Origin of the sequence: Bradyrhizobium sp. CCGUVB23, from assembly GCF_024199885.1 — a bacterium.
In the GTDB taxonomy this organism is placed as follows: domain Bacteria; phylum Pseudomonadota; class Alphaproteobacteria; order Rhizobiales; family Xanthobacteraceae; genus Bradyrhizobium.
This window is the reverse complement of sequence record NZ_JANADQ010000001.1, coordinates 9,182,155-9,201,246: the sequence shown is the minus strand read 5'-3', so window position 1 is coordinate 9,201,246 and position 19,092 is coordinate 9,182,155. Positions and strand designations below refer to the sequence as shown.

The 19,092-nt window shown below is 60.1% G+C and carries 18 protein-coding genes and 1 pseudogene; 11 read left to right on the top strand and 8 right to left on the bottom strand.

From position 1 onward, the window contains the following. Positions 1-862: 862 nt before the first annotated feature. Positions 863-1,786, bottom strand: a complete 924-nt coding sequence (locus tag NLN62_RS43230) for a LysR family transcriptional regulator (RefSeq protein ID WP_035664462.1) — start codon at positions 1,784-1,786, stop codon at positions 863-865. Positions 1,787-1,917: 131 nt separating this feature from the next. Between NLN62_RS43230 and NLN62_RS43225 the strand changes: the two genes are divergently transcribed. The 10 genes from NLN62_RS43225 to NLN62_RS43180 all read left to right on the top strand — a co-directional run bounded on the left by NLN62_RS43225 (position 1,918) and on the right by NLN62_RS43180 (position 10,289). Beyond that, complete coding sequence (locus NLN62_RS43225) at positions 1,918-2,064, top strand: hypothetical protein (RefSeq protein WP_156944736.1); 147 nt, start codon at positions 1,918-1,920, stop codon at positions 2,062-2,064. Between the two features lie 973 nt (positions 2,065-3,037). Next, positions 3,038-4,201 carry a muconate/chloromuconate family cycloisomerase gene (locus tag NLN62_RS43220; RefSeq protein WP_027526961.1) on the top strand — a complete coding sequence of 388 codons (1,164 nt, stop codon included), beginning with the start codon at positions 3,038-3,040 and terminating at the stop codon, positions 4,199-4,201. 3 nt (positions 4,202-4,204) lie between these two features. Beyond that, on the top strand, positions 4,205-4,495 hold the full coding sequence (gene catC, locus NLN62_RS43215; RefSeq protein ID WP_027526960.1) for a muconolactone Delta-isomerase: 291 nt from the start codon (positions 4,205-4,207) through the stop codon (positions 4,493-4,495). Positions 4,496-4,552: 57 nt separating this feature from the next. Beyond that, positions 4,553-5,446: a dioxygenase gene (locus tag NLN62_RS43210; protein ID WP_027526959.1), complete on the top strand. Its 894-nt coding sequence runs from the start codon at positions 4,553-4,555 to the stop codon at positions 5,444-5,446. A 50-nt stretch (positions 5,447-5,496) separates the two neighbouring features. Continuing rightward, positions 5,497-6,867 (top strand): Rieske 2Fe-2S domain-containing protein, encoded by a 1,371-nt coding sequence (locus NLN62_RS43205; protein ID WP_027526958.1) that lies wholly within the window; start codon positions 5,497-5,499, stop codon positions 6,865-6,867. Then, the gene (gene benB / locus NLN62_RS43200) at positions 6,864-7,388 is read left to right on the top strand and encodes a benzoate 1,2-dioxygenase small subunit (protein ID WP_254112733.1); all 525 of its coding nucleotides are present in this window, start codon (positions 6,864-6,866) and stop codon (positions 7,386-7,388) included. Before NLN62_RS43205 ends, benB begins: the two co-directional genes overlap by 4 nt. A 32-nt stretch (positions 7,389-7,420) precedes the next feature. Then, positions 7,421-8,443 carry a benzoate 1,2-dioxygenase electron transfer component BenC gene (gene benC / locus NLN62_RS43195; protein ID WP_027526956.1) on the top strand — a complete coding sequence of 341 codons (1,023 nt, stop codon included), beginning with the start codon at positions 7,421-7,423 and terminating at the stop codon, positions 8,441-8,443. Further along, positions 8,440-9,216: a benzoate diol dehydrogenase BenD gene (gene benD, locus NLN62_RS43190; RefSeq protein WP_254112731.1), complete on the top strand. Its 777-nt coding sequence runs from the start codon at positions 8,440-8,442 to the stop codon at positions 9,214-9,216. The genes benC and benD overlap by 4 nt, the downstream gene beginning before the upstream one ends. Positions 9,217-9,396: 180 nt before the next feature. Then, positions 9,397-9,828 carry a hypothetical protein gene (locus tag NLN62_RS43185; protein ID WP_035664459.1) on the top strand — a complete coding sequence of 144 codons (432 nt, stop codon included), beginning with the start codon at positions 9,397-9,399 and terminating at the stop codon, positions 9,826-9,828. A 263-nt stretch (positions 9,829-10,091) separates the two neighbouring features. Then, positions 10,092-10,289: a hypothetical protein gene (locus tag NLN62_RS43180; RefSeq protein ID WP_084801729.1), complete on the top strand. Its 198-nt coding sequence runs from the start codon at positions 10,092-10,094 to the stop codon at positions 10,287-10,289. 40 nt (positions 10,290-10,329) lie between these two features. Here NLN62_RS43180 and NLN62_RS43175 read toward each other — a convergent pair whose 3' ends face one another. From NLN62_RS43175 to NLN62_RS43145, 7 genes and pseudogenes are all read right to left on the bottom strand, one after another. Beyond that, positions 10,330-10,578: a hypothetical protein gene (locus tag NLN62_RS43175; RefSeq protein ID WP_254112729.1), complete on the bottom strand. Its 249-nt coding sequence runs from the start codon at positions 10,576-10,578 to the stop codon at positions 10,330-10,332. 769 nt (positions 10,579-11,347) lie between these two features. After that, the gene (locus tag NLN62_RS43170; RefSeq protein ID WP_254112727.1) at positions 11,348-12,649 is read right to left on the bottom strand and encodes a PHB depolymerase family esterase; all 1,302 of its coding nucleotides are present in this window, start codon (positions 12,647-12,649) and stop codon (positions 11,348-11,350) included. Between the two features lie 212 nt (positions 12,650-12,861). Continuing rightward, on the bottom strand, positions 12,862-13,821 hold the full coding sequence (locus NLN62_RS43165; RefSeq protein ID WP_254112725.1) for a hypothetical protein: 960 nt from the start codon (positions 13,819-13,821) through the stop codon (positions 12,862-12,864). A 577-nt stretch (positions 13,822-14,398) separates the two neighbouring features. Continuing rightward, a complete protein-coding gene (locus NLN62_RS43160; protein WP_156944234.1) occupies positions 14,399-14,593 on the bottom strand; it encodes a hypothetical protein in 195 nt (64 codons plus the stop codon). A gap of 176 nt (positions 14,594-14,769) precedes the next feature. Continuing rightward, a pseudogene (locus NLN62_RS43155) lies at positions 14,770-15,949 on the bottom strand (IS3 family transposase). Positions 15,950-16,177: 228 nt separating this feature from the next. Further along, a complete protein-coding gene (locus NLN62_RS43150; protein WP_254112723.1) occupies positions 16,178-17,242 on the bottom strand; it encodes an ABC transporter substrate-binding protein in 1,065 nt (354 codons plus the stop codon). Between the two features lie 94 nt (positions 17,243-17,336). Then, on the bottom strand, positions 17,337-17,582 hold the full coding sequence (locus tag NLN62_RS43145; RefSeq protein ID WP_156944235.1) for a hypothetical protein: 246 nt from the start codon (positions 17,580-17,582) through the stop codon (positions 17,337-17,339). A 1,228-nt stretch (positions 17,583-18,810) separates the two neighbouring features. Between NLN62_RS43145 and NLN62_RS43140 the strand changes: the two genes are divergently transcribed. Then, positions 18,811-19,020 carry a GDCCVxC domain-containing (seleno)protein gene (locus tag NLN62_RS43140; protein ID WP_084801414.1) on the top strand — a complete coding sequence of 70 codons (210 nt, stop codon included), beginning with the start codon at positions 18,811-18,813 and terminating at the stop codon, positions 19,018-19,020. Positions 19,021-19,092: the final 72 nt, after the last annotated feature.

Here is a 19,092-nt window from a genome sequence, read left to right as displayed (position 1 = left end):
GATTCCAGTTAGCAAGATGACTGAGCAGAATCTCAACACCCTCGTTGCCTGGTTGCGCACCATTCCGCCAATCGAATAGAGGTGAAGCTGTTGGCGCAAAGCGGACCGAGGTGTCCAGGGACGGAGTGGCCCGGTGAGCGGTGCGAGCTATCACCTCACAAGCCAACCACGGTTTTCCCGATCATTGACGGTATCGGAAGCAAAGGCGCGAGTGTGGCGGTGACCCTTACGGCCAAGCACTCGCGTCCACCTAGTCGATTGACTCCGATACTTGCCGAAGGAGCCATTGCTCCGAGCAGCATGAATTTTCCTGTGAATTCAAGATCAAAACGTTAGCACGGATATACGGTCGGGATCTGACTGCCAGCTTTGACGCATTGCGCTTGCAAATCAACGCGATAGTGTTGTCCTAAATGATTGAGTGGGAGTAGTGAGGCCGAGTGCAATCGCGCAGCACAGCGTAGTTTTGGTGGGGGCTGTTCCCAGTTATTTTCATATTCAGCGACTGACCAAAGTTGTGGCCGAGCTTAATGCGGTGGAAGTCGGCATTCCACTTCCCTTCCACTAACAGAGTATCCAAGCGCACTATGGCGTGCAGAATGGCAGGACGTCGTGAGGCGAGGGAGCGGCAACGAACTGGTTCACTGGAGCGAGAAGCATCTCGACCAATGGCCGTGATCGCACGGGGCTCCTCCAAACCGCGATAGCTAAGTGATTGTGTTGAATCAACTTCTTAACCGGAGTAGGGAGGGGCAGGGGCTCGCTTGTAGCTACGGTGACGCGCCGCTCCTTGAGAGGCTTATCTGGCAATGAATGATATCTGCGTCGAGCTTGAATCCTCGGCGCAGGCGCGGCATCGCGATCAATCAGACGAACCGGAGGCAGGGTGACCGGTAGATGCATCCCATTTATCGAATTCGCGGACTAGCTTGATCAGTTGCGTGAGCAGCATTGACGCGTCATTCTTGCGATAACTCATGATGATCGGCGAAATCATCTTCGGCTCATCGAGGTCGATAAAGCATACGTCGTCGCGCCCGAAGCGCCTCACGGAGGCAGGCACGATGCAGACCCCGCCACCAGAGGCGACAAGACCGAGCGCGGTCTGCAACTCCTTCGCCTCCATCGCGACCCTCGGCTCAATACCTGCATCGCGGTAGAATGAAAGAACCTGATCGGCGTAGCTTGGCCGCGGCGACTTGGGATAGACGATAAGCGGTTCGTCAGCGGTTGCGCGCAGCCGCAACTTCCCCTTCTTGGCCGCCAATTTGTGCCGGCGCGGTACCACAAGGCAGACGCGTTCTTCACGGATGACGCTACGGACGATCGCCTCATCGTCGAATCTCAGTCGACCGAAACCTACATCGATACGACCGTCCTTTAATGCTGCGACCTGCTCGAGCGTCGTCATCTCCAGAAGATTGACCTCTGCGCCGGGCATGATGATGCGGAAGCGGCGGATCAGTTCCGGAAGAGCGTCGTAGAGGGTGGATGCGACAAAGCCGATGTTGAACTGCAATACCGTGCCTTTGGCGATCCGCTTGGTCATCGCACGCATCTCGTCAATGCGCTGCAGGATCTGGCGTCCCTGTTCGAACAGATATCGTCCGGGCTCTGTCAACGTAAGCGGTCGGCCACGATCGAGCAGACGCACGCCCAGTTCGTCCTCGAGCTGCTGTACTTGGCGGCTCAACGGTGGTTGCGCGATGTGGAGTTTCTCAGCGGCGCGACTGAAGGAGCCCTCCGCTGCCACGGTGGTGAAGTAGCGCAGGTGACGGAGTTCCATGGGAACAGCCCTCAATCGCGTCCATACCTCTCGAGTATTGAAATAGACACAATCGATCCTTCGCTTCAAGCTGATCCGGGCAAACCCTCCCGGTCGCGGAAACGAGGCGCGTCATTCCCGGCGCCACGTGGATGGCCGACCGGATCGATCACCATCAGTCTCTCGTCGTGGATTGGGCGTTGCAACGGAGCGCCGACGCGGTCCGGAACGGTCTGGAGGACAACATTGGGATCGGCAAGGATCGGCTCGCATCCGACACCGCCGAAGCATGGATGTAGGCCGGCGATGCCTGCCGAAGCGCGGGCTGTGCTTGGCCGTCGAGCGACATCGTACCCGACGTGTCCCTCCGATGAGGAGGTGGAATTCGGCGTGCACTATACCCCGCAGGTATGAATATAGACTGAGGCGGTCCTGTTTCGATCGAAGGCTACGGCCTAGGGTGGTCTCGCTTCATTCACCATCGTAGCGGCCGGCAGTCTCGCCAGGATTGCCTCCCATTGCGATCCTAGCAGTTTCTTCAGTCAGGAATGCGCCGTGATCGTTTGCAGTTGCAACGTCCTCAGCGAGGTCGAGATTAGGTCCGCGATCGCAAGCGTCGCACCATGCCCGCGGGTCAGTCGCGTCTACGCCTTGCTCGGCTGCACGGCGAAGTGCGGCCACTGCGCCTGCACCATACTCAAGGAAATCCGAGGCTTCGCGCCTGTGGATCGAACCGCAATTGGAGCGGCCAGCGCCCAAAATCTGTAGATCGGCGTGAGGGCCTGAAAGCCGATAATCGATCCTAGGTGCTTAACCGCAGCCGCCCGCAGTGAATTCGACGCGGCTCGAACTCTGCGAGCCATCTCTGACCTGAAGATAGAAGCACGATCGCGATGCAGGTCGGCTCCAGGGCCGGCAATCAGAACAATGGTTAACATGTCTCAACGGGCTAACAATCGCCGGTCGGGCCAACCGAGTGCACATGGGATACCTGACGTAGAGAAAGAAAGCGACCCTCAGCCATTGGCTCCAGCGAGACGGTCGCCTTGCTTTTCGAGAGGGTGACCGATCGGCGGGGCGGTTATCCACGGTTCCTGGCGGCGGACGACGCACCGATACTCATCGTCGAACGTACGGAAAAGCAGAGCTGACCATTGTCCCATCTGAGAGACGTATACCGCACAGGTATAATACTGGACCCAATCGGTCTTTGCCATCGATGCCGCATATATCTAGTTTTCGGCCAAGAAATACGAATTCGAGGATGCGCCGGTGACGAGCAAAGCTACCCAGATCGATACCTTTATAGTCGATGTGCCAACGATAAGGCCTCACGTCCTGGCGATGGCCACGATGCGCAGCCAGGCCGTCGTTCTGGTCCGGATCACATGCTCAGACGGTGTCATCGGGATCGGCGAAGGCACCACGATCGGTGGTCTGAGCTACGGCGAAGAAAGCCCGGAAGGCATCAAGCTCGCAATCGATACCTATATCGCGCCGGTCCTGAAGACCTGTGAAGTGTCCCGCGTCGCCGAGACAATGTCGAGGATCGGTCGCAGCGTCGTCGGCAACCATATCGCCAAGTGCGCGATCGAGACCGCGCTGCTTGATGCCGCCGGCAAGCGGCTCGGCGTGCCCGTCTCCGAACTGATCGGCGGGGGACGCGTGCGCGACCGCCTGGCGGTGGCCTGGACGCTCGCGAGTGGAAATACCGCGCGCGACATCGAGGAAGCCGAGGCGATGATCGAGGCCAGGCGGCATTCGATCTTCAAGCTGAAGATCGGCAAGCGCAGCGTGGCCGATGATGTCGCGCATGTTGCGGCGATCAAGAAAGCGATCGGAAGCCGGGGCAGCGTCCGCGTCGACGTCAACCAGGGTTGGGACGAGGCACAGGCCGACGCCGGCATGAAAATGCTGGAAGACGCCGGCTGCGACCTGGTCGAACAGCCGGTCGCCCGCGACGCGCTTGCCACCATGGCGCGTCTGTCCGCGCGGCACGGCATCCCGCTGATGGCCGACGAGGCGCTACATGGTCCCCGCGACGCGTTCCGTGTTGCCGCCAGCGCCGCCGCCCGCGTGTTCGCCGTGAAGATCGCCCAGTCGGGCGGACTGCATGCCGGTCGCGACGTCGCGGCCATCGCCGATGCCTCAGGGATCGGTCTCTACGGCGGCACGATGCTCGAGGCGGGTGTCGGCACCGCAGCTTCCGCCCATCTCTTTGCGACGTTTCCCAGGCTCGCTTGGGGCACTGAGCTGTTCGGTCCGCTGCTGCTCACGGAGGAGATTTTGGCCGAGCCGCTGGACTACGCCGACTTCTCGCTGGGTGTGCCGACGGGGCCCGGTCTCGGGATCGCGCTCGACGAGGACAAGATCGCCCGGTTTCGTCGGGACCGCACCGCGCCGACCTTGCATGTCGTCGCGGCGAAGGGAGCGTGACACATGCTTTCGATGGTTGAGATGAACGTCCGTATCCCGATGGACTTTAACAAGGATGAAGCCGCCCGCCTCAAGGCTCGCGAGAAAGATCGGTTTCAGGAGCTCCGGCGTGCCGGCAAGTGGCGCCACATCTGGCGCGTCGTCGGCCACTACGCGAACGTCAGCATCTTTGATGTCGAGAGCAACGCCGAACTTCACGACATCCTGACGAGCCTGCCGCTCTATCCCTTCATGGAGATGAAGGTGACGCCGCTCTGTAGGCATCCGTCTTCAACCCACGACGACGAGCGCTGAAAATATTCCGAACGACGAACGTCCGTATGCCGGACTTAAAACCAAGGGAGAGACGACATGGATACGAGCTTCGTGAAGACTGCGAACGTCCAGGCACTGCTCGACAAGGCTGCGGGCTTCAATCAGCCGAGCGGAGATGCGCGTCTGAAGGCCATTGTCCGCGACATCGTCGAGGCCGCTGCCGAGATCATCGTCCGGCACGACATCAGCGAGGACGAGTTCTGGGGCGCCATCAACTTCCTGCAGAAGGGCGCGCCGGAATTCGGCTTGCTGGTGCCGGGCACGGGCCTCGAGCACTTCCTGGATCTGTTTATGGATGCGAAGGATGCGGAAGCCGGCCGCACGGGCGGCACGCCGCGTACCATCGAGGGACCGCTTTACGTGGCGGGTGCGCCGCTCGAGGAGGGCGATGTTAATCTGACGAAGGATCCGGACGAGACTGGCAGCCTGTACATGAGGGGTCGCGTTACCGGTCCGGATGGCGAGCCGGTCAAGGACGCGATCCTGCACGTCTGGCACGCCAACTCAGAGGGATGGTACTCGCACTTCGACCCAACCCGTGAACAGACGCCGTTCAACAACCGCGCGCGCATCAAGCTCGGCGCCGACGGAAAATACTCGTTCCACTCCAAGATGCCGAACGGCTATTCAGTGCCGCCCGGCGGCGCGACCGACACGCTGATGAAGGCGATCGGCCGTCACGGTCATCGTCCGGCGCACGTCCACTTCTTCATCGAAGCGCCCGGCTATCGGAAACTGACGACGCAGATCAACTTCGGCGACGACCCGCATGCCGCCGACGATTTCGCCTTCGCCACCCGCGACGGTCTGCTGCCGGTCCCACAGCGCCAGGGCGACAGCGCCTACATCAATTTTGACTTCCAGCTCCAGCGCGCCGCCGATGGTGCCGACGAGCACTTTTCCACCCGACAGCGCGCTGAGGCGGCCTGAGTTCCGGCGAGGACCCGACCCGGCAACAAATAGGAAGAGGAGAGGAAGCGATGACGACACTCTTGGAGCGCATCGACGGCGCGGTGGTCGAAGACAAGGCGAACGGGTTGTTCCGGTGCCGCCGCGACATATTCACCGATGTCGAGATGTACGAGCTCGAGATGGAGCACATCTTCGAGGGCAACTGGGTGTTCCTGGCGCATGAGAGCCAGATCCCTGAGAACAATGACTATTTCAGTGCCTGGATCGGCCGCAAGCCGATCATGATCACCCGCGACAAGGCAGGCGAATTGCATGCAATGATCAACGCCTGCGCCCATCGCGGCGCGATGCTCTGTCGGCGAAAGCACGGCAACAAGGGCAGCTTCACCTGTCCATTCCACGGCTGGACCTTCAGCAATTCGGGCAAGCTGCTCAAGGTGAAGGACGGCAAGACTGGCGACTATCCGGCCTCGTTCAACACCCAGGGCTCGCACGACCTGGCGAAGGTGCCGCGGTTCGAGAGCTATCGCGGGTTTCTGTTCGGCAGCCTCAATCCGGACGTCGTTTCTCTCGAGGAGCATCTCGGCGGCGCGAACGCCGTGATCGACCAGATCGTCGACGGAGCGCCCAACGGCATCGAGGTGCTGCGAGGCAATTCCTCCTACATCTACGACGGCAACTGGAAGCTCCAGATGGAGAACGGTGCCGACGGATATCACGTGAGCTCCGTGCACTGGAATTACTCGGCAACCATGGGCCATCGCAACTACGAGAACGAGGGCACCAAGACGGTCGACGCCAACGGCTGGTCCAAGAGCGTGGGCGGCGTCTACGGCTTCGAGAACGGACACATCCTGCTCTGGACCAATCTGCTCAACCCCGAAGTCCGGCCCGTCTTCAATCACAAGGACGAACTCGAAGCGCGTCTCGGCAAGGATCGCGCCGGCTTCATTATCGGCCAGACCCGCAATCTCGGAATCTATCCAAACGTCTACCTCATGGACCAGTTCTCGACGCAGATCCGCGTGGTGCGGCCGATCAGCGTCAACGAGACCGAGGTGACCATCTACTGCTTCGCGCCCAAAGGAGAGGACGCCAAGGAACGAGCGACCCGCATCCGGCAATACGAGGACTTCTTCAACGTCTCCGGCATGGGCACGCCGGACGATCTGGAAGAATTCCGTGCTTGTCAGACCGCCTATGTCGGCGCCGGCGAACTCTGGAACGACCTCAGCCGGGGCGCCGTCCATTGGATCGACGGCCCGGATGAGAACGCCAGGGCTATCGGCCTCGAGCCGCTGCTGAGCAGCGAACGCAGCGAGGACGAAGGCCTGTTCGTGCGCCAGCATGAGTTCTGGGCCAAGTCGTTGCGCCAGGCGATCCTGCGAAACGGCGGCGAAGCAGCCGGCGTCGTTGCGTTGCGGGGAGAGGCAGCATGAGCATCGCGACCGCCAGCACGCTCGTGCCCACCAGCAAATTCGATCTCGAACAAGTCCGCTCCTTCCTGTTTCGCGAGGCGCGGCTGCTCGATGACCGGCAGTGGGACGAATGGATCAAGCTCTATTCGCCCAAGGCCAGTTTCTGGATGCCGGCGTGGGACGACGACGACCAACTCGTCGAGGACCCGCAGCAGCATATCTCTCTCATCTACTATCCCAACCGGGAGGGTCTGGAAGACCGTGTCTTCCGGATCAAGACCGAGCGCTCCGGCGCGAGCACGCCGGAGCCGCGTACCAGCCACAATGTCTCGAATGTCGAAATCGTGGAGGAGCGCGACGGCGAGCTAGACCTGCGCTTCAACTGGCACACGCTCAGCCACCGCTACAAGAAGACCGACTGCTTCTTCGGCGCCGCCTTCTACACGCTGGATACGCGCGGTGAGGAACTGCGGATCCTGGCCAAGAAGGTCGTACTCAAGAGCGACTACATCCACCAGGTCATCGACATCTATCACATCTGACGCCGCCCGTCGGGATCGCCGGAGAGTAAGACATGACTTATCGCGTAGCACTCAATTTCGAGGACGGGGCCACCCGTTTCGTCGAATGCAACGAGGGCGAGAAGGTCCTGGACGCGGCCTATCGCAACAAGATCAACCTGCCGATGGACTGTTCGGATGGCGTTTGCGGCACCTGCAAATGCCGCTGCGAGCAGGGTGAATACGATCTCGGCGACGAATATCTCGACGACGCCCTGAATGGAGCCGAGGCCGAGGAGGGACTGGTGCTGACCTGCCAGATGGTGCCGTCCTCGGATTGCGTTATCGCCGTGCCGGTTCCGTCCACCGCCTGCAAGGTAAAGCCCGCTGAACATGGCGCCGAGGTGAGCTCGGTCGAACTCGTCTCGGACAGCACGATCATCCTCAAGCTCAAGCTCGACAGACCGGACGCGCTGGGATACCTGCCTGGCCAGTATGTGAACCTCACGGTGCCCGGGACGAGCGAGCATCGTTCCTACTCGTTCAGTTCGAAGGTGGGGGCGAGTGAAGCGAGCTTCCTGATCCGCAACGTGCCGGGCGGTCTGATGAGCGGCTGGCTCGCGAGCGAGGCCAAGGCCGGCACCAGGATGACGTTTGTCGGTCCGCAAGGAAGCTTCTTCCTGCGCGCGGTCGACCGTCCGGTCGTGATGCTCGCCGGCGGCACGGGCCTCGCGCCGATCCTGTCGATGCTCGAGGTCCTCGCCGACCAAGGCACCGACCAGCCAGTGCATCTGATCTACGGCGTCACCAATGATGGCGATCTGGTCGAGATCGATCGGATCGAAGCGCTGGCCAAGCGACTCCCGACGCTCACCTGGGCGACCTGCGTCGCCAACCCGGATAGCGCCCATCCGCTGAAGGGATATGTCACGGCGCATCTGGCGGACGAGCATCTCAACGACGGCGACTGCGACGTCTATCTGTGCGGTCCGCCGCCGATGGTGGAGGCGGTGCGGGTGTTCTTCACGGAAAAGAGGGTGAGCCCCTCGCATTTCTTCTACGAGAAGTTTTCCGCGAGCGAAGCGGTGGCAGCATGATCTTCGAAGGCCGCTTTGCCGGAAAGACGCTGGTCGTGACCGGCGCCGCTCAGGGGATCGGACGCGCCGTGGCACTGCGGGCCGCGGCCGAGGGCGGCAACGTCCTGTTCGTCGATCGTGCGGACTTCGTCGATGATGTCGCCTCGGAAGCAGGTGTCGGAGGCCGCGGCTTCGTATGCGATCTCGAAACCCACGACGGTGCTGGAGCCGCCATGGCCGAGGCCATCAGACACTTCGGCGCAATCGACATCCTCATCAACAACGTCGGCGGCGCAATCCGGATGCGACCATACCATCGGTTCGAGCCGCAGCAGATCGAGGCAGAGATTCGGCGCTCCTTAATGCCCACCTTGTGGTGCTGTCACGCCGTGATTCCGCACCTCACCCGGCGAGGCAGGGGTACGATAGTGAACGTCTCATCGAACGCGACGCGCGGCATTCACCGGGTGCCATACTCGGCCGCAAAGGGCGGAATCAACGCGATCACTCAAAGCTTGGCGATGGAGTATGCGTCGGGCAACATACGCGTTGTCGCGACGGCTCCCGGCGGCACAGAGGCGCCGCCGAGGCGAGTGCCGCGCAACGCCGACGGCGATACGGCTGAAGAAAAGAAATGGATGAACGAGGTCGTCAAGCAGGTTAAGAAATCTAGCTTCCTCGGGCGATACGGCTCGATCGACGAGCAGGTCGCGCCAATCCTGTTCTTGGCGTCGGATGAAGCAAGTTATGTCACAGGCAATATCTTGCCAGTCGCCGGCGGCGACCTCGGGTAACTCTGCGACGTCGTTCCGCGCGCAAGGTCCACAGTTGGACCCTGAGCAGGGTCGCTGAGCATGCTGGGCGGAACGAAGGAGAAATGGAGCTGCCCTCGCACCTAAGAACTCGCGTCGCTTCATCCCGGCTCCCGCACTCAGGCCGAGCCGATTGTGGTTTGGCGCAGCTCGCAGGCGAAGATGTCCGCCGTCATTACCCAGAGGTTTGGAAGTATTTTCAACGAGAACCGTAACCGCTTGTTCATGGTCATCGCGATCGCGCTGATGATGCTGATCGCCGTCATGGTCACAGATTCGCACGCCAAGGGCGGTCCCTGCGAGGGCAACTCGCCCGAGATCAGCGAGTGGTTTAGCTCGCAGCACAACGCGCTCGGCGGGTGGTGCTGCAACGATGCCGACGGTCACCGCTACTACGGTGACTATGTGCTCAATTCCGACGGCTCGGTGACGATCAGCCCCGGCACCCCGGACGCCCACCAGATCGAGTCCTACAAGGTGCTGTCCAGGCACAAACCCGACCGGCACCGCGGTGTGGTGATGCAGCGAGGGACAAGCCGGCACAAAGACCACATCCTGCTTCGCGCCGGGATCGCTGACCTGACCCGCCTTTAGGAGAAGGCATTGGCAAGTTCCAAGAGACGGTGACAGCGACAGAACTCTCATCGGGATCAGCGTCTTCGCGGCGATGACCCGTCCGGCTGCGCACAACGAGCCGCCGGAGCGACCCGTCGACGCGCATCCCGTCAACAGCGCGCCCACCTCGCACGCACAAGTGACCAGAACAGCCCGGAATACAGGCGCCTGCCTGTGATCTAGTTCACAGCGCGCGCCATTGTCGTGGTGCGGCGCTTATTCGAGCGACGGAGGGCTCGATCATGCCCGCCATTTTCGATTTTCTATACCGTGAGTTTTGCCGTGCGCGCCTTACTGAGATGCGGAAGCAGCTTTTCCTGATCCAGACCAGCAGCCCTGAAGTCGCAGAGGCGAATTGCAGCGTCAGCCCTTCCGACGGGGCTGATGATCGGACTGGTGGCGACGAACATCACGAAGCCGGCGACCGCAGGCCCAGTTGATCGCTCGTCGACCGCACCGTCGCGAGACTCGCAGGCGCGCCTAGTGGCGGTCAGTGATCAAAACAACCGGCGCCGATTCTTGGAGGGGTTTGCGATTGCCCTCATCGGAAGTGACACTCGTGGGCTGGGCCGCAGCGCCTTGTGAGGCCTGTCCAACAGTTGTGGAAGTGGCGGTGGCGGCGACAACGGGATCTTTAGCGCTTGCCTGACGGTTCCAGTCGCATGCCGCCGCCGGATAGGCGGTAAGAGTAACGGCAGCAAAGGTCGTAACGATCACGATCTTCTTCATGGCCGGGCTCCTCTTCGAGGCAAGGTCATTGTACTACGACGTGCCTTGCTCGAACGCATCGGCGTGATCACGAAGCTGCGAGAGCCGTGCAGCCCACGGAGGCACGGGAAGCGCTTTTGCTGCCGGCCATATGAAACGCACAGGCGCTGCCCTCCGTCGCGCAGCGCGGGGCTACCCTGGCAGCCCGCTTCAGCGTCTCGCGGGCCTGGGCCGTGATTGGTGGTATCGATCATCGGCTTCGCTATCCTGCGGAAAGACCGCAGACAGAGGGGGAGCAGCCACGCTCCGGTAGGTTAGTCGAACAGCTTGGTCAGGGAGCTCTATTGCTCCACTTGGCGACGGTGTCGCATGGGCGCTCGAATGACTCGCGCCTTGCACAAGGTGAGAGAAGATTAAACCAGATGGTGGTTGGACGCGCTTAAGCTAACGACGCCGGTGCTTGCTAGGACCGCTATGGGTCTTGGCTGTGTGAAAAGGCCAAGACACTTAAGCCCGATAGAACAAGTTATTCGTCCAAGACCGCTCTGGCGCTCAAGCTCGCAAGCGATTTCAACTTAGATGACAAACTGCAGAATGTAATTTTAGCCGTGTTTCAATCCTTCGCGTTTTTACACAGCCAGGGTCAAAAGGTGGCTTGACGGGGAGGGCAGCTTATGGCGCAAAGCGGACGTTCGGCAGGGCGCGCATGTCCAAGAAGGGCCACTAGGCGACATCGCTGGCCGTTCGCTCCACTGTACCGTCCCACGGTCAGGGCGAGTGCTGGGCGGAATTAACTCTGCACCAGCCCAGCTGCCTTCAAGGCCGCCGCGATGATCGGGCCGGGTGCAACGCGCGGTCGCGTGCCGGGCGGCGCTGTGGGAACCTCCGGAACCGGGAGACCCGCGGCCTTGAAGGCCGCCGCGATCACGGCGTTGGGGTCGAGCGGGTAACGGGTCTGCCGCTCTTCACCCTCTGCAAGCGAGGCTTCGGCCGAACCGTGCGCGCCCTCGGCGGCGGCTCCAGCGATGACTAAAGCACCGCGATCAGTTGGAGTCTCAATGGTTGCTAACACCGGCGCCGCGACGCGCGGCATTTCAACCAGAGACTCGTGCAGGCAAAAGAAGCGTGCGATGTGATCCGTAGAGGAGATTCCCACATCGAGGAAAAATGCACCGGCAGAGCCGCAACTCTCCTTCGTCGTCGTCGCGAGCGGTACGCCATGCGCCATGCCGCTGATAGAAAACGCCTCGATCAATGCCTGACCGTTTGCGCTGCTCCATACGCGGTGCGCGTAGCCCTTGATGAATTCTTGACGTGCGGGTCTCTCCGAAAGCCCGTGCACGTTGGTCCATTGCCGAATGATGTCTTCACCGTTGGAGGGTCTTACAATCGGATCGCTGGTGCCATGCCAGACTGAGATTTTCGGCCACGGCCCGCGATGCCTAGATGCGGCCCGCACGCGATCGCCAAGCGCCCGCGCAGCATGCCCCTGCTCGGTGAACATGGCCTCGAATGCTTGTTGAACGTTGCTGGCGCACCCATAGGGCAGTCCGGCAATGATGGCGCCGCCAGCAAAAACCTCCGGATATGTTGCGAGCATAACCGAAGCCATGGCGCCGCCGGCAGAGAGGCCGGTCACGAAGACTTTTCGGCGGTCAGCGGCAAATGTCGCGATGGCATGTTCGATCATCTCCCTGATCGAAAGCGCCTCGCCGTGACCGCGCGCGGTATCATCCGGCAAGAACCACGAGAAACAATTTTTCGGATTGTTGGCGGCCTGCTGCTGCGGATAGACGACCGCGAAGCCGAGGCTGTCGGCGATCGACGACCAGCCGGTACCGTGGTCATACTCGGCGGCGGTCTGGGTGCAGCCATGGAGCGCGATCAGCAATGGCGCCTTGGGTGGCAGGTCTTTGGGAGCGTAGGTGAACATACGAAGGTTGCCGGGATTTGCACCAAACCCGGTCAGTTCGCGCAGCCGTGTCGGGCGTTCGGGCGCGCGTGCCGCCTTCTTTCGGGCCGCTGCAAGAAGACCTTCGAATTTGCTTCGAAATTCTTGAAGAGGGGCAAGAACCTCACGTAAATCGCGCATAGGGCGCACCCCTATATTGCGTCGCAAATACTATTGTGCATCGCAACATGACAGGGCTAGGGATCGGAGTCAAGAACCGAGTAGGAAATCCGGGAAGTCGGCTCCGGGTCAAAAGCGTCGTTCTGAAAGTCAGTCGGCTTCTTCCGGTGTTCACCGATAAGCGGACGATTTGAGAGCCACACCGGACTTCGCATGAGGGCCAATACCAGACATCATCTCGGCGGTCGCAGCTTGCTGTTGTCGTATGATGATGGGACGCCCGAGGCTTGCCGCTCCTTCGCTTCGTAGTACTCGGCTGAGAACTTGATAGACCATCGTGAGAAGAACGAACGCAATTTCCGAGTGCGCTTCTCGACGCCGAAGTGTTCGGTGACATGCGCCTTGCGCAGCCACAATACCGCCGATGCGAGGCCGGCGGTGCGCTCGAGCCTCTCAACCGCCGCGATGCTGGCGACCTCCGCCTGCCGATAGCGAAAGCTAATCTTCCTGATCGCATGCACGCGCTGGATGGCTCGACAGATCCTGAATACCAGCTGAACGAACGGATGTTTCTTGGCCTGTGGCCAGGCTGCCGGGTACACCGGCACCACCAAAAGCTTGCTCTTGGCGATGATCGTTGCAACCGGATGCAAGAGTTGCGTCCAAGCAGGCCAAGACGCGACATTGGCAATCAGCACCGCGTGCATCACCGTTGCAGCCGCGAGAGAGATCGGAAGCCAAAGCACCGCGCCCAGTATCACGAGCAATGCGGTGTTCGGCGTGAGGTGCCGGCATTTTCTGAACACCCATGCCATGCTGCTTTCAAAGGCATCATGCACGGCTTGTTCGAACGCCCGATAGCTGATCCTCCGCCGTAACCACGACCAATTTCGGCGGATCCGCATGCGCCACTGTCGGCGTTTTGCCTCGGAAAGGGGAAGGAAGCGGAAAGTGCTGCTTATTAGAGCAACGACGACATTACCAAGAAGCTTGGCGGCAAAGAGCGGAAACCAGACAATCCGCACTGCGAATGGGAAGGCGTAGTCGAGCAGCCGCATCAAGATGGAAATAATGAAATGCAGGATTTTGTTTGCAACGAGTGCAACACAAACAAGCGGGATGATAATCACATCGTCGAGGGAGCCGCGGAAGCGGCCTTCATCGGTCCATGCCGGATTAGGATAATCGGTCATGGTGCAACGTTTCCGGGCTGAAGACAGGGTCGTGCCGGCGCAAATTGGTATAGCACAATGTAATGGCCAGGACGGCCTCAAATTGCCGGTCGTTGATCAGTAGCTTGTTGTCTGCCAAGGGTCATGAGCGTGACCCTATCGCGATAGACGCGGCCTCTCGATTTCCGCTATCGCCCGAGAGCGACCGGGGACGTGTGGCGTTGCAATACGTCGCGAAGGGCCATTATCGGAAGTACCGGATGCGATGTTGCGGCGTAAGCAGAAGCAGCGCCCAGCGCACAAGATGAGCGCCGCCATGCAAGCGACACTACGAGCAGCCAGCCGGGTCTTCGCTTCTTCAGCACGGCTCGTCAAAGAAGGCCCTCCGCACCCATTTTGGAAGGTGGGAGGGCCAAGTTTACCTGTTACTCTACGTCCTCGGCGAGGGCATCACAGCCCTCACCGACGCTTGGCTCATTAGCCACCGAAGCCTGAGAGGTCCAATTTCTTCTTCGTAAGGTTACACCAGCCTCGCCAAGGACTGCGCTGAGCGAACCGGTGCTACATGGTCGTCTATCCGTCGCATCCGGTCGTAGTCTCAATCCAGGTATTCAGCAATCTCTTCAAGCGATGCATCAAAGCGCTCGCCAAGCACGACGAGATTGCTATCCTCCTTGACGAGCGCGTATCTGCCGAGATTGTCCTCGTGGATCGAACGTGATCGTGACTTATGGATAGCGTAACCGAGTTTGCGTGCACGCGCGCGCAACGCTTTTTCCTTCACAGAGCCCACGCGAGCGTCCTCGTGTCAATTGAGGCTGGTCTGGGCCCCGTTGCAGTCGCTTTCACAAACTCAGGCTCATGCCAAGCGCCTTTATGATGTCTTGATGCAAACTCCAGCATTACATGACGCTGGCCGTCGCATTAATGTTTTGAAATGAATGGGCATGGTGACCTGCCACTGAATTTTCATCCAGCAGCGGTTAGAGTCTCGGGGTTTTGTACGCCAAGTGGCGCGGGTGGAGCAACGGACGATCGGCGGAGCTGGTCGGGGTTGCGCAGCCGATCGTCCGTTGCGGTGAGGTGGGCGGCATAGGCCGCGGGGGTCAGGTATTTCAGCGACGAGTGAGGCCGCCGGATATTGTAGTCGGCGACCCAGCTGGTGATCTTGGCGCGGGCGTCATCCAGATCGAAGAACAGGGTCTCGTTGAGCAGTTCATCGCGCATCCGGCCATTAAAACTCTCGATGAAGCCGTTCTGCATCGGCTTTCCCGGCGCGATAAAGTGCCAATCGATGACCGTGTCCTTGCTCCAGGCGAGCATGGCGTTGCAGGTGAATTCGGTGCCATGGTCGGACACGATCATTCCTGGCTTGCCGCGTCGCTCGACAATTGCCGTCAGTTCGCGGGCGACGCGCCGTCCTGAGATCGACGTCTCCGGAATGGCGCCCAGGCATTCCTTAGTGACGTCGTCGACGATGTTGAGAATGCGGAAGCGCCGGCCGTTGGCGAACTGGTCGTGGACGAAGTCCAGCGACCAGCGCGCGTTGGGCCTCGCCTCGATCAGGATCGGGGCACGGGTCCCCACAGCTTTGCGGCGAGCCCGCCGCTTGCGGACGGTGAGCCCTTCCTCGCGATAAAGCCGGTAGATCCGATTGATCCCCGAGGGCTCTCCCTCCCGTCGCAGCAGGACGAATAGCCGGCGGTAGCCGAACCGCCGCCGCTCGTTTGGCGAGATCGCGCAACCGGCCGCGCAGAGCCCCGTCCGCAGGGCGACTGGAGCGATAACGGATCAACTTCCGATCCGCGCCCACGATCGAGCAGGCCCGCCGTTCCGACAGGCTCATGACGGCTCGCGACCGCAGCGCGCTTGGCGGCGGGCCCTACCATTTTTTTGAAAGCAGCTCGCGAAGGGCGGCCGCGTCGAGCATCTGCTCAGCCAGAAGCTTCTTCAGCTTCGCGTTCTCCTCTTCCAGGGCCCTCAGCCGCTTCGCCTCGGAAACATCCATGCCACCGAATTTGGCCTTCCAATTGTAGATCGTCGCTTCGGAGATCCCATGCTTGCGAGCCAGGTCAGCCGTCTTCGCCCCAGCCTCATGCTCCTTCAATACCGCGATAATCTGCTCTTCCGTGAACCTTGCTCGCTTCATCTGTCCGTCCTTCTTCTGGCCGGACTCTAACTCCTTCTGGAGGAAATACTCAGTGGCAGGTCAATGGCCCGCAGAAGACGCCGGAGACGCCACAGGACACCGTGACCGACTAGGGCGTGTGCTCATCAAGCGTCTGGCCGACCGATGTCCGCTCAACCTCCAACAGCGGCCGAAAAGCGGACATCGGACGAAGTCGCAGAAGGGCCAAAACCGGAAGTGATCGTGACTTCATTCGATGACCTTGTCAGCCCGAACCATAATACTGTCCGGAAAAGTTAGGCCAAGCGAGGCGGCAGTTTTGAGGTTTACCGCCAGCTCGAAAATGACCGGCTGCTCGACGGGGAGTTCAGCCGGGTCCGCTCCCTTGAAAACCCTATCGCAGTATTGCGCCACCTTAACATAGATCGCCTCTAGCTTGGGGTGGTAGCTGGCTAGTCCGCCCAAGGGTACGTAAGGGCCTGACTGGTAGATTGCTGGTATCCTTGATCTTGCGGCCAACGTTACAATCGTCGGCCGTGTCACATCTGCAAGTACAAATAGGGCATCACAGTTCTCCTGCTTGATCGTTTCAAAAGCCTGGTCAAGATCACCAGGAGTAGGTGCGACGACGCGAACGGCCGCAAGTCCCAAACTTTTGATGGATGTTTCGGCCAATTCACATTGCTGCGGATGAGTTGGATTGTTGGACATGAGCACAGCAATACGTCGCGCGGACGGCAGGAGAGTGTGGAGAAGTTCAACGCCCTTTCCGATGGCGTCGCCAACCATATTAGCCGTGCCCGTAATGTCTCCTCCGGGCCGAGCAAGGCTCTTTACGAAGCCAGAACCGATTGGATCGGTTGCCGGAGCCATGATGATGGGGATCGTTGATGTTGCCTTCTGGGCGGCCGCTATGGCAGGAGTTGTGATCGCAACAATAACATCGGGATGGAGAGCAATCAGCTCGGTTAAGAACGAAGGCAGTCGTTCAAGCTTCCCGTCGGCGCTTCGCTGATCGATTATGAGGTTCTTGCCTTCGATATAACCGAGCTCTCGCAGTCCCCCACGAAAGGCATCGTACATGGCACGGTCCGGGGGATTATCCAACTTTCCCGGATATATGTGTGCAATGCGCCAAACCTTGCTAGATGATTGTTCTGCCATCGCGATCAACGGCCACGCAATTGTGGTGTAGCCCACGCCTCTGATGAAATTGCGCCGCAGCATTTGAACTGCCTCCACGCCCAATAATTTGAAATCCAGGATGCCGTAAGCGAAACGTCCATCTTGAATAAGCGCGTGGAAGTTGTACAACAGTTGCTTCGTCCGCTTAAGCCGGCAATAGTTCATCAACGATTGAGGAGCATGCTGACGAGGTCGCGGGGGATTCCGTGCCCAAGCCCCTTCCTTACCGCGACCGGACATGAAATCCCGTCGGCGCCAATGCCGGCGGGTTTTTCCTTTTACAACTCCAGCTCCATCGCTGGATGACTGCGGTTCTTCGTGGTGCGGCGAAATAGACCGGGACGCCGTGGTAGCCCATGTCGCGCATGTCGCGGAAGGTGGTCTTGACCGCCCGGTCACCGGGGCCGGTCACCGGGCGGTGTGCTGCTTCGGCGCCGCGAATCTTTTCCACACCGCCGAAATTTTCCACACAAAGTGCCGTGCCGCGACATGCCCCGTCACGATTACGCCGTGATCGGACCAAATACGATTCAGGGTACTTAACCCATTTCGGCAAAGGGCGGGGACGGCCCGTAAGTCATCATGTCGACCTTACAAGCGATGTGTTTTGGGGCGATGCTGGGATGGACGCCGGGGCTCCTTTGGTTCGCCTACTTGCTTTGGCGCGAACCGCAAGAACTGGACGAACCTCACGACCAGCTGTCGATCGCAGTTGACGCACAACAGGACCAGCCAAGGACGACCTAAACGCCGGTTCATCCCGAGTGATGGGCGCACGGGACGCACCCAAGACAGCAATTGCTTTCGACATTGCGTACTCCTACGACCCGACAAGAATAGCTCAGCAAATCACTTTCTGCTTCGAGCATTGAACGTGGCTCCACAATTAGTTGTGCCGGCCGTCGAGTTCTCTTCACCTCGCTTCTGATCTTCAGGTGAGTTCCGGTATGGGTCTTGGCTGTGCGAAAACGCCGAGGCGCTTGGTGGTGATAGAAGAAGTTATGCGTCCAAGACTGTCCTAGCACTCAAACTCGAAAGCGCACTCAACTTAAGAAGCGAATTGAAGAATGTAGTTCTCGCCGTGCTTTGATCCTTCGCGTTTTCACACAGCCAGGGTCAATCGCGACTGTGCTGGCCGAGCGGAAATTCCGGTGATGTCCGCTATGCTCTGGAAACGGAAGTCAGCGGGCACACGCGTTTTGCTATGCAAGCCCCTTGACCTCCATCCGCCAATGCAAGGGTGCCGCGAGACAAAACGCGACGTCGCGTGGTTCCTATGGACCTTTTGGGGTTCGCCACGCATGGGAGGAGATCATCACGTCAGAACCTTTGCAGCAGATGCCCGAACGTCGCCACGGGCCGGATCGGCAGCAGCCCCTCCCGCGCCTTCGGGAGTCTGGCGGGAGTCCTTCCCTCCACGAGCAAGGGAGGTAGCCTTGACCCCACACATACTTACCCATGGACTCCGCTGAGTCACAGAGAGGCATCGTAGTCGGAAGCAAGCCAGCATCCCGTACTTAAAGCCGGCGGCGCTGCGGCTCTGCCTCGACTAGGGCCTCTACTCACAAACACCCTGCGTCTGCTTTGAGGCACAGACCAACATTTGACCCTCACCGGAAGTTCGGGTCGGTGTCGGTGTTTATCTTTCGGAACGGCCCCAGCATCAGTCCTTGGCCCTTTTCGCTTACAAGGCGCAAATGCAATTGCAATCGATACTGACCTGCCCCAAATGCGGTCATCAGGCCACAGAGATCATGCCAACCGACGCCTGCCAGTTCTTCTATGACTGCCCGGCTTGCGGAACACGGTTAAAGCCGAAGCCCGGTGACTGCTGCGTGTTCTGCTCATACGGGTCAGTGCCATGTCCGCCAATACAAGAACACGGCAAGGGAGGCTGCTGTGGCTAGAGCCGCATTCGCCCCGCTTCGGATGTCGCCTGTTGGCCATCAGCGAAGTGGCCGCGCGCCTCGTTGATGTCC

What these genes read in the sequence shown, in the direction of transcription:
- NLN62_RS43230 (WP_035664462.1), bottom strand. Translation starts at nt 1,786, where the DNA reads ATGGAACTCCGTCACCTGCGCTACTTCACCACCGTGGCAGCGGAGGGC.
- NLN62_RS43225 (WP_156944736.1), top strand. Translation starts at nt 1,918, where the DNA reads ATGGCCGACCGGATCGATCACCATCAGTCTCTCGTCGTGGATTGGGCG.
- catC (WP_027526960.1), top strand. Translation starts at nt 4,205, where the DNA reads ATGCTTTCGATGGTTGAGATGAACGTCCGTATCCCGATGGACTTTAAC.
- NLN62_RS43210 (WP_027526959.1), top strand. Translation starts at nt 4,553, where the DNA reads ATGGATACGAGCTTCGTGAAGACTGCGAACGTCCAGGCACTGCTCGAC.
- NLN62_RS43205 (WP_027526958.1), top strand. Translation starts at nt 5,497, where the DNA reads ATGACGACACTCTTGGAGCGCATCGACGGCGCGGTGGTCGAAGACAAG.
- benB (WP_254112733.1), top strand. Translation starts at nt 6,864, where the DNA reads ATGAGCATCGCGACCGCCAGCACGCTCGTGCCCACCAGCAAATTCGAT.
- benC (WP_027526956.1), top strand. Translation starts at nt 7,421, where the DNA reads ATGACTTATCGCGTAGCACTCAATTTCGAGGACGGGGCCACCCGTTTC.
- benD (WP_254112731.1), top strand. Translation starts at nt 8,440, where the DNA reads ATGATCTTCGAAGGCCGCTTTGCCGGAAAGACGCTGGTCGTGACCGGC.
- NLN62_RS43185 (WP_035664459.1), top strand. Translation starts at nt 9,397, where the DNA reads ATGTCCGCCGTCATTACCCAGAGGTTTGGAAGTATTTTCAACGAGAAC.
- NLN62_RS43180 (WP_084801729.1), top strand. Translation starts at nt 10,092, where the DNA reads ATGCCCGCCATTTTCGATTTTCTATACCGTGAGTTTTGCCGTGCGCGC.
- NLN62_RS43175 (WP_254112729.1), bottom strand. Translation starts at nt 10,578, where the DNA reads ATGAAGAAGATCGTGATCGTTACGACCTTTGCTGCCGTTACTCTTACC.
- NLN62_RS43170 (WP_254112727.1), bottom strand. Translation starts at nt 12,649, where the DNA reads ATGCGCGATTTACGTGAGGTTCTTGCCCCTCTTCAAGAATTTCGAAGC.
- NLN62_RS43165 (WP_254112725.1), bottom strand. Translation starts at nt 13,821, where the DNA reads ATGACCGATTATCCTAATCCGGCATGGACCGATGAAGGCCGCTTCCGC.
- NLN62_RS43140 (WP_084801414.1), top strand. Translation starts at nt 18,811, where the DNA reads ATGCAATTGCAATCGATACTGACCTGCCCCAAATGCGGTCATCAGGCC.